The organism is Polaribacter sp. 11A2H (genome assembly GCF_011379025.1).
In the GTDB taxonomy this organism is placed as follows: Bacteria; Bacteroidota; Bacteroidia; order Flavobacteriales; family Flavobacteriaceae; genus Polaribacter.
The window spans coordinates 561,948-571,435 of record NZ_WTLD01000001.1; the positions used below are offsets into that span (position 1 = coordinate 561,948).

The following is a 9,488-nucleotide window of genomic DNA, read 5'->3' on the forward strand; positions in this document are numbered from 1 at the left end:
TATTCTGAATGGTTTATATATTATATTCAGGTGGATTTTATAATTTTAAAATTAACTTTTAATAAGTATTTAAGTAGTTTTTAATCAATGATTTACTTCCCAATACAAAAATTCCCAAAAATATGCCCCAAAATATCTTTATCTACATCGTATTCTCCAGTGATATTACCAAGATGGCGCAAACACTCACGAATATCAATAGAAAACAAGTCTGTAGAAATATCTAAATCAATTCCCTCTTGCACAGAAGAAATAGCGATTAAAGCATTGTTTAAAGCCTCAAAATGACGCGAATTGGTAACAATCGTTTCATTATTACTTAAAGCACCAATATTAACCAAAGAAGTCAATTCGTTTTTTAGTTCTTCAATACCCGTTTTGTTTTTAGCAGAAAGTAAAATTAGATTTTCAATTTCCGATTGTAAAATAGAAGAATCAGAACAAGATAAAGTATCCACTTTGTTGGCAATCACTAATAATCGTTTATTTGGAAAACGTGTTTTTATGGTCTCAATTTCAGTTAAAAAATCTTCACTAGAATATGCATATTTATTAGAATCGATCAAGAAAATAATCAACTGCGCATTTTCTGCTTTCTCGTAGGCTTTTTTAATTCCGATGCTTTCTACAACATCCTCTGTCTCTCTAATTCCGGCAGTATCAATAAAACGGAAAGCAACACCATCAATAATCATTTCGTCTTCAATAGCATCACGCGTAGTACCAGCAATATCAGAAACAATGGCTTTTTCTTCATTTAAAAGCGTATTTAATAAAGTTGATTTTCCAACATTAGGTTCACCGATAATAGCAACCGGAATACCATATTTCATAGCATTTCCAAAAGAAAAACTATCAATTAAACGTTTTAACACAAACGTAATTTTAGCCACCAATTCTTTAAACTTCGTTCTATCAGCAAACTCAACATCTTCACCAGAAAAATCTAATTCTAATTCAATTAAAGCAGCAAAATCTAATAACTGAACACGTAAATCTTTCAATTCATTGGTAATTCCACCACGCATTTGCTGAATCGCCATTTGGTGACTCGCAGCAGAATTAGAAGCAATTACATCTGCCACAGCTTCCGCTTGCGATAAATCCATTTTACCGTTTAAAAAAGCACGCATGGTAAACTCACCATTATCTGCCATTCTACAACCATTTTGTAAAAATAACTGAATAATCTCTTGCTGAATAAAGCTAGAACCATGACAAGAAATTTCAACAACATTCTCACCTGTATACGAATTCGGATTCTTAAAAACCGATACCAAAACTTCATCAACAAGAATATCATTTTGTATAATATGTCCTAAGTGTATGGTGTGTGTCTTCTGATTTTTTAGTGTTTTTCCTTTTTTTATCGATTTAAAAAAAGCATCAACAATAGTAATGGCATTTTCACCAGAAAGTCTAATCACAGAAATTGCACCAACACCAGCAGGAGTTGCCAAAGCAATAATAGTATCGTTTTTAATCATAGTGCAAAAATACACAAAGATTTTACAGAAAAATAAAAAGCTCAACACAAAATGTGCTAAGCTTTTTAAGTCGTTAGGGGTATAAAGTTTATAAATTTAAGATTGCTCTTTATCTAAAACATTCTTAATATCTAACTGCTGATTTGGTAAAATTTCTAAAGTTCTCATAGGGAAAGGGATACTAATATTTTCTTTATCAAACGCTTGTTTAATTTTTATAATAGCATTACTTTTTCCTTTCAATCGTTCAAGTGCATTTTCAGACTCTATCCAAAATCTACATAAAAAATTAATAGAGCTGTCACCAAATTCGGTAAAATAGAACTCTACATTTTTCCCTAGCTTTTTTTGATCAAAATTAGTATTAATAACTTCTTTTGTTAAAGTTTCTACCCTCTCTAAATCCGCACCATATTCCACACCACATTCAAGAGAAATTCTCATTTTAGTAGTTAGAGAGTAATTTTTAAAAGGACTCTCTAATATGGTTTTATTAGGTATAACTACCATGTTATTATCTGCTTCTTTAATAACAAAGTAATTTAAATTTATATCCATTACTTCGCCAGAAAACCCATTTGTTTCTATCCAATTACCAATATTTAGGTTTTGTCTAAAAGATAAAACAACACCAGAAATCGTATTAGAAAGTGTTCCTTGTAGCGCCAAACCAATAACAATACCAGAAACACCGGCAGCAGATACAATTGCTTTTAAAGTATCATCAAACTTTAAAATTGTCATTGCAAAATATAAACCAAGTAAAATAGTAAGGGCAGAGGCAACTCTAGATACTAAATCTCTTACAGATTTTTGACTTATTTTTTTTCCTATCGTTTTATTTACTATAGAATTCATTGCTCTAGAAGCAAAGTAAGCTATAAATAATACAATTATGGCTATGGCAATATTCGGTATGTTTTTAATAAAAACATCTTTCCAGATTTCTAGTTTGTTAATTATTTTATTCATGTTTTGTTTTATGGGTTAGTGTTTTTTTAATTTGTTTATTAAAAAAAAAGCACTATTCAACAAAACTACTATCCAATACGTCACTCGTATTTTTAGACCATGCATTTAACATCCAAGAAGATTTCTCTAACTCTCTAATGTAAGCGCCAATTAAATCTAAGGTACCTTCATCTTCAGCTACATTTGCTTTTGTAATAACTTTAGACAGTTGTGTTAAAATAATTTTATGATCATTTTTTAAAATGTCTACCATTTCTACATCTGTTAACAATGGGCTAGACTCTTTTACATTAGAAACCTCTATATAATCAGATAATTTACTAATTGGGTGGTACTTTAAGGTAACTATTCTTTCTGCAATATCATCAATTTTAATTTTGGTGTCATTGTACATTACTTCAAATTGATTGTGCAATTCAAAAAAGTTTTTACCTAAAACATTCCAATGAAAATTTCTTAATTTCTGATAATACACTTGGTAATCTGCCAATAGCACATTTAATTCTGTTACAACTGGTAATACTTTGTCTTTGTCTATATTTAAGTAATTCATAACTATATATGTTTTTAAGTTCCATACAAAATTACAATCAATGCACAATTTGTCTTTGCTCAAATAGAGTACATCTTAACTCAAATACTTTTTTATAAAAAATAACAGACAAAAATATGTAACAAAACAAGTGTTTTTAAGTCTAATAAGTACACAACTAAAACTTTAAATATAAAAATGAAAGAAGATAAGCAGTTATTAATACTTACCCATTTAAGTCAATTATTAGATTTTGTAACCGTCATTGGTGGTTTTATAGTTCCCTTAATTTTATGGCTAACCAAAAAGGATGAAATTTTTGGAATGGATACACACGGGAAAGCAATTCTTAATTTTAGAATCTCTATGTTTATTTATATTCTAATTTGTATCCCTTTAATTTTTCTTTTTGGATTAGGAATTTTAGGGTTCATTGTAATCGGAATTTTCTATTTAATTTTTCCAATTATAAACGCCATAAAAGTAAGTAATAATGAAGCGCCTAATTATCCTTTAAGCATTACATTTATAAAATAGAAAAAGAAGAAAGTAGCTTATTAAAATCGTCCTTTTTTAGGACGATTTTTTTTTGTTATAAATACGCTTAGTAAGTTGGGCGTTCCCTAAAAAGGGCAGGCTTTACACTATATCTTTTTGTAAAAACAAAAAGGATGTCGTTCCAATCCTTAACGCAAGTAAAATATAGACTATAAGAAAAATTGATAGCTTGTGTTTGAAGCTATGTTTTTAATTTTAACATACTGTATATTAATTACTTAATAGTCCTTTGTTAAACCTTTTATTTAAGTATTTTTATTTATTTAGGATAGTTTTTTTAGCTCTATAATTTAATTAAAACTACAATTACATCAATATAATTTTCCTTTTAATCACAAAATAATAAGCAAATAGTTAAAGTAAATTTTTAAAATATAAAGATTAAATGTTCTTAATAATATCTTCATATTCATAATAAAAGAGTTCAAATTTAGGCATAGTTTCCATGTAGAATTCAAAACAATCTCTCCAAGAATTTTTATTATAAACGCTAAATTTCCCTTCAAAAGGGACGTAGATTCTATGAATTATTTTGCCACTTTCTAGCTCATATTCATCATTAAAAATCACCTCTGGCAACTCTGTTTCTAGCAAGGTTTTTAAAGATAACATTTGGTCGTAGTAGAGTAAATTAACCAATTCATCTGGGTTCTCTATGTCTATACAAACCATTGCTTGTTTTCTTTCGGCAACAAATTTAAAAGAGAAACCCTTAATTTTTGTATTATATAATAACCATTTTCTAGGAAAAGATTTCCCAAAACTAGTCCAAAAATCTTTTCGTAAAAGTGCTGATTCTTCTTTAGAGAACATTCGTTATTTTTTTTTCGGTGTAAATATGTGAACCTTTTCTGTGCTAAAACCAGTAGAAAACCAGGTTCTATAATATAAAAGATCTGTATTAAAATTGGTAGCAATAAGATTGCCTATTGCTTCTAATTTTGTGTTGTTAAAATCGGTATTTATTTTATCAATACTTAAAACAATTCCAAAATTATGCTCTTTAGGTACATTTTCATCCCATTCATTTAAGGTCCCAATTTTATTAGGTTTACTTATATTATAAGCAATTCCGTTAAAATTGACTTCTGCACTCTCAGTTTCATCTTCCGTAATAAAAGTCATCGGAGGCAATGATAACAACAAGCTAAATTGCTCACAAAACTCTTTTAAACTCAAATCTACAAAAGTAGAAAAATGTTCAATTTTAGAAATATTTTCAATATCCATATCTAATATTTATCCGTGTATTTTAGCAGTATTACCACGTTCTTTCATCAATTCGGCTTCAAAAGCTAACAAAGCATTCCATTTTTTATCAACAATTTCTCTATCTTGATATTCACGGGCAAACTGTAAAAAAGTAGTGTAATGTTGTGCCTCAGAGATCATTAAGTTGTTGTAGAATTTAGACAACTCTTCATCTTCCATGTTTTCAGAAAAAACTTTAAAACGCTCGCAACTTCTTGCTTCAATTAGGGCTGCAACTAATAAACGCTGAATTAAAGCATCGGTTCTGTCTCCAGTTTTTTTAAAGAATTTTTGCAATCGAATAGCATAATCATTCTTTTGCTCACGTCCTAAAACCATTCCGCGTTTTACCATTAACAAATGCACCATTTTAAAGTGTTGCATTTCTTCAATAGCAATATTGCTCATTTCCTTAACAAGTTCTGTTTCTTCAGAGTAATTAATAATAATAGAAACCGCATTAGAAGCCGCTTTTTGCTCTAAAAAGGCATGGTCTGTAAGTATTTGCTGTAAATTATCTTTGGCAATTTCTGCCCAAGAAGTTTCTGTTTCAAATTGTAATCCTAACATACTTTTATATTTTTTTATAATCTCAAACTAAAATAAGTAAGAGATTTCATTTCTTTTGCATTTAATAAAGGTGTACAATCTACTTTAAAAACAAGAGAAGCATTTACATTGTAATTAGTTAATACGGTTGTTAAAATAGCCTGTTTTAGAAATAGTGTACCTTCAAAAAAATTGAACGTCAAAAATAGTGCAATTTTCATTAAAAAGTATTGTAGATTCTTTATTTACTTGTTGCGGACTTTGTTTAAAAGAAACCGTTTTGTAAAATATTTAGGTAGATATTGATAAAAGTTGTTTCTAAAACAAGGTTTTTAACTTCAACATTAATTATAGTGCCTAATTTTAAAGGTTTCTTATTTATACATTCGTTTTCAAAAGCATTAGTTATTAGGGCTCTACGGAGAAAAAATAATTTTAATTTTTAAGAAAATGTAGCTTTATTTGTAATTTTATACATTTTATGTAAAAAAAAGATATATAGTTTCATTTATCCGTAGAATAATGTCAATTTTAGAAAAAATAAAAAAGTATCAATTTTATTTTTATGATACGCAAACATTCTTATTTTTACATTTAATAGAACGATTGATATATGATAGAGTTAGCGGGAATAATTATTTTAGGAATATTAGCACAATGGGTAGCATGGAAATTTAAAATACCAGCAATATTACCTTTAATATTAATTGGTTTGCTAGTAGGGCCAATTGCTGCAGAGTTTTTAAGTGAAGATGGCACTAAGTGGATAGAACCAATCTGGAATGGGCAAAAAGGTCTTTTTCCTGGAGATAGTTTGTACTACTTTGTTTCTTTAGCCATTAGTATTATTCTTTTTGAAGGTGGTTTAACCTTAAAAAGAAGTGAAATTAAAAATGTAGGACCCGTAATTACTAAATTAATAACGATAGGATCTACTATTACTTTTTTTGGAGCAGGAATTGTAGCACATTATGTTTTTTATTTAAGTTGGGAACTTTCTTTTCTGTTTGCGGGTTTAATTATTGTTACAGGACCTACAGTTATTACACCAATTTTAAGGAATATTCCATTAAAGAAAGACGTTTCTACTGTTTTAAAGTGGGAAGGGATTTTAATAGATCCAATAGGTGCCTTAGTTGCAGTATTGGTTTTTGAGTTTATTAGTGTAGGTGGCGGAAGTGGTTTTACTAAAACAGCCTTATTGGAGTTTGGTAAAATATTACTATTCGGAACCACTTTTGGGTTTACGTTTGCGCATGCTTTGGCGTATGCCATTAATAAAAAAATGATTCCTCATTATTTACTAAATGTAGTGTCTCTTTCTACCGTTTTATTAGTTTTTATAGAGTCGGAAGTTTTTGCACATGAGTCTGGTTTATTAGCTGTTGTGGTAATGGGAATGGTTTTAGGAAACGGAAAATTAAGCAACTTAAAAGAGCTTCTTTACTTTAAAGAATCTTTAAGTGTATTGTTAATTTCTATCCTATTTATTTTATTGGCTGCAAATATAAATATGGAAGATTTACTCTTGTTATATACCTGGAAAACAGCAACGCTTTTTGCTATTGTTGTCTTTGTAGTTAGGCCTTTAGCTGTTTTTGTAAGTACAAGAAATTCTAAATTAAAATTTAACGAAAAACTATTTATCAGTTGGGTAGGACCTCGTGGTATTGTAGCGGCTGGTATTGCGTCTTTATTTGGGAGTAAGCTAATAAAACAAGGTGTAGAAGGAGCAGAGTATATTACACCTTTGGTGTTTATGATTGTTTTAGGTACGGTTTTATTTAATGCTACTACGGCAAGGTTATTTGCAAAAATGGTAGGTGTTTTTCTAAAAAGTACCGATGCTATTTTAATTATTGGAGCTTCTAGCCCTGCAAGGCTAATTGCAAAATATTTAAAAGAAAATAACAAAAGAGTTATTTTGATAGACTCTAATAAAAACTTTATTCAAAAATCATTAAAAGCGGGTATAGAAGCTATCGAAATAGATATTTACAACCAAGATTTAACAGACAATATAGAGTTAAATGATGTAGGTTATTTAATTGCAATGACGGGAAGTGAAGCTGTAAATAAATATGCTATAGAAAGTTTTTCTAATAATTTTGGAGAGCAAGGTTCATATAGATTAGCAACTTCCGAAGAAATAAAAAATCCGAATTTAAGTAAAGAAGAGCAACAAATATTATTCAACCCAAAAGGTGATTATATCAATCTAAGTGAGGCTTTTAGAGAGAATCCTAAAATTTATGAAGTAGAAATTACTACGGAAGAAGAATATAAAACTATGGTTTCTAGATTGTTTAATGAATTCAAATCGGTACTTTTATTTATCAAAAAAGATGAAAAATTATACTTAATTCCTGAATTTGAAAAAACAGAATTACCTAAAGAGAATTGTACTTTAATATACTTAGGGAAAAATGTGTAATCATTTAATGAAAGAAATTTACTTAACTAAAGACGGTAAAACAATTCAACGTCAAGATGTCCTCCTGAGCCTGTCGAAGGATCATATTTGAGTTTTCAGTTCTATTTATATCAAGATAATTGGTGAAAAAAAAGACTTCGACAAGCTCAGCCAGACAAACATTAGTGTAATTGTGCTTTAGAAGTATTTTAATGAAATCACTTTACTTAACTAAAGACGGTAAAACAATTCAACGTCAAAATGTCCTCCTGAGCCTGTCGAAGGATCATATTCGAGTTTTCAGTTCTATTTACACCCAAGTAATTGGTGAAAAAAAAGTCTTCGACAAGCTCAGCCAGACAAACGCTAGTATAATTGTGCTTCGGATGTATTTTAATGAAAGAAATTTACTTAATTAAAGATGGTAAAACAATTCAACGTCAAAATGTCCTCCTGAGCCTGTCGAAGGATCATATTCGAGTTTTCAGTTCTATTTACACCCAAGTAATTGGTGAAAAAAAAGTCTTCGACAAGCTCAGCCAGACAAACGTTATTATAATTGTGCTTCGGATGTATTTTAATGAAAGAAATTTACTTAATTAAAGATGATAAAACAATTCAACGTCAAAATGTCCTCCTGAGCCTGTCGAAGGATCATATTTGAGTTCTCAGTTCTATTTACATCAAAGTAATTGGTTCAAAAAGACTTCGACAAGCTCAGCCAGACAAACGTTATTATAATTGTGCTTCGGATGTATTTTAATGAAAGAAATTACTTAACTAAAGACGATAAAACAATTCAACGTCAAAATGTCCTCCCGAGCCTGTAGAAGGATCATATTCGAGTTTTCAGTTCTATTTATAACAAGATAATTAGTTAAAAAAGTCTTCGACAAGCTCAGCCAGACAAACATTATTATAATTGTGCTTTAGAAGTATTTTAATGAAATCACTTTACTTAACTAAAAACAATAAAACAATTCAACGTCGAAATGTCCTCCTGAGCCTGTCGAAGGATCATATTCGAGTTCTCAGTTCTATTTACACCAAAGTAATTAGTTAAAAAAGACTTCGACAAGCTCAGCCAGACAAACGTTATTATAATTGTGCTTTAGAAGTATTTTAATGAAATCACTTTACTTAACTAAATACTATAAAACAATTCAACGTCAAAATGTCCTCCTGAGCCTGTCGAAGGATCATATTCGAGTTATCAGTTCTATTTATATCAAGATAATTAGTTAAAAAAGTCTTCGACAAGCTCAGCCAGACAAGCGTTAGTGTAATTGTGCTTCGGATGTATTTTAATGAAAGAAATTGACTTAACTAAAAACGCTAAACCAATAAAAACTCAAAATGTCCTCCTGAGCCTGTCGAAGGATCATATTCGAGTTCTCAGTTCTATTTACATCAAAGTAATTGGTAAAAAAAAAGACTTCGACAAGCTCAGCCAGACAAACGTTATTATAATTGTGCTTCGGATGTATTTTAATGAAAGAAATTGACTTAACTAAAAGCGCTAAACCAATGAAAACTCACAATGTCCTCCTGAGCCTGTCGAAGGATCATATTCGAGTTCTCAGTTCTATTTACATCAAAGTAATTGGTTCAAAAAGACTTCGACAAGCTCAGCCAGACAAACGTTAGTGTAATTGTGCTTCGGATGTATTTTAATGAAAGAAATTGACTTAACTAAAAGCGCTAAACCAATGAAAACTCACAATGT

The 9,488-nt window shown here is 29.7% G+C and carries 8 protein-coding genes; 2 read left to right on the plus strand and 6 right to left on the minus strand.

What is annotated here, in order from left to right:
* Window positions 1–92 precede the first annotated feature (92 nt).
* The 3 genes from mnmE to GQS58_RS02445 form a co-directional block, all read right to left on the minus strand.
* Window positions 93–1,487, minus strand: coding sequence for a tRNA uridine-5-carboxymethylaminomethyl(34) synthesis GTPase MnmE (gene mnmE / locus GQS58_RS02435; RefSeq protein WP_166382474.1), 1,395 nt, complete (start codon window positions 1,485–1,487; stop codon window positions 93–95).
* A 96-nt stretch (window positions 1,488–1,583) separates the two neighbouring features.
* Window positions 1,584–2,459: a mechanosensitive ion channel family protein gene (locus tag GQS58_RS02440; protein WP_166382476.1), complete on the minus strand. Its 876-nt coding sequence runs from the start codon at window positions 2,457–2,459 to the stop codon at window positions 1,584–1,586.
* A 52-nt stretch (window positions 2,460–2,511) separates the two neighbouring features.
* A complete protein-coding gene (locus GQS58_RS02445; RefSeq protein WP_166382478.1) occupies window positions 2,512–3,012 on the minus strand; it encodes a Dps family protein in 501 nt (166 codons plus the stop codon).
* A gap of 177 nt (window positions 3,013–3,189) precedes the next feature.
* On the opposite strand from GQS58_RS02445, the gene GQS58_RS02450 reads away from it, so the two are divergent.
* Complete coding sequence (locus tag GQS58_RS02450; RefSeq protein WP_166382480.1) at window positions 3,190–3,528, plus strand: DUF4870 domain-containing protein; 339 nt, start codon at window positions 3,190–3,192, stop codon at window positions 3,526–3,528.
* A gap of 402 nt (window positions 3,529–3,930) precedes the next feature.
* Here the strand turns inward: GQS58_RS02450 and GQS58_RS02455 are convergent, their stop codons facing one another.
* The 3 genes from GQS58_RS02455 to GQS58_RS02465 are packed head-to-tail and all read right to left on the minus strand — an operon-like array spanning window position 3,931 to window position 5,370.
* Window positions 3,931–4,362: a DUF4268 domain-containing protein gene (locus GQS58_RS02455; RefSeq protein ID WP_166382482.1), complete on the minus strand. Its 432-nt coding sequence runs from the start codon at window positions 4,360–4,362 to the stop codon at window positions 3,931–3,933.
* Between the two features lie 3 nt (window positions 4,363–4,365).
* Window positions 4,366–4,779 carry a hypothetical protein gene (locus GQS58_RS02460; protein WP_166382484.1) on the minus strand — a complete coding sequence of 138 codons (414 nt, stop codon included), beginning with the start codon at window positions 4,777–4,779 and terminating at the stop codon, window positions 4,366–4,368.
* 9 nt (window positions 4,780–4,788) lie between these two features.
* Window positions 4,789–5,370 (minus strand): tRNA-(ms[2]io[6]A)-hydroxylase, encoded by a 582-nt coding sequence (locus tag GQS58_RS02465; RefSeq protein ID WP_166382486.1) that lies wholly within the window; start codon window positions 5,368–5,370, stop codon window positions 4,789–4,791.
* A 592-nt stretch (window positions 5,371–5,962) separates the two neighbouring features.
* On the opposite strand from GQS58_RS02465, the gene GQS58_RS02470 reads away from it, so the two are divergent.
* On the plus strand, window positions 5,963–7,783 hold the full coding sequence (locus GQS58_RS02470; protein WP_166382488.1) for a cation:proton antiporter: 1,821 nt from the start codon (window positions 5,963–5,965) through the stop codon (window positions 7,781–7,783).
* Window positions 7,784–9,488 lie beyond the last annotated feature (1,705 nt).

What these genes read in the sequence shown, in the direction of transcription:
- mnmE (WP_166382474.1), bottom strand. Translation starts at nt 1,487, where the DNA reads ATGATTAAAAACGATACTATTATTGCTTTGGCAACTCCTGCTGGTGTT.
- GQS58_RS02450 (WP_166382480.1), top strand. Translation starts at nt 3,190, where the DNA reads ATGAAAGAAGATAAGCAGTTATTAATACTTACCCATTTAAGTCAATTA.
- GQS58_RS02455 (WP_166382482.1), bottom strand. Translation starts at nt 4,362, where the DNA reads ATGTTCTCTAAAGAAGAATCAGCACTTTTACGAAAAGATTTTTGGACT.
- GQS58_RS02470 (WP_166382488.1), top strand. Translation starts at nt 5,963, where the DNA reads ATGATAGAGTTAGCGGGAATAATTATTTTAGGAATATTAGCACAATGG.
- GQS58_RS02445 (WP_166382478.1), bottom strand. Translation starts at nt 3,012, where the DNA reads ATGAATTACTTAAATATAGACAAAGACAAAGTATTACCAGTTGTAACA.
- GQS58_RS02465 (WP_166382486.1), bottom strand. Translation starts at nt 5,370, where the DNA reads ATGTTAGGATTACAATTTGAAACAGAAACTTCTTGGGCAGAAATTGCC.
- GQS58_RS02460 (WP_166382484.1), bottom strand. Translation starts at nt 4,779, where the DNA reads ATGGATATTGAAAATATTTCTAAAATTGAACATTTTTCTACTTTTGTA.
- GQS58_RS02440 (WP_166382476.1), bottom strand. Translation starts at nt 2,459, where the DNA reads ATGAATAAAATAATTAACAAACTAGAAATCTGGAAAGATGTTTTTATT.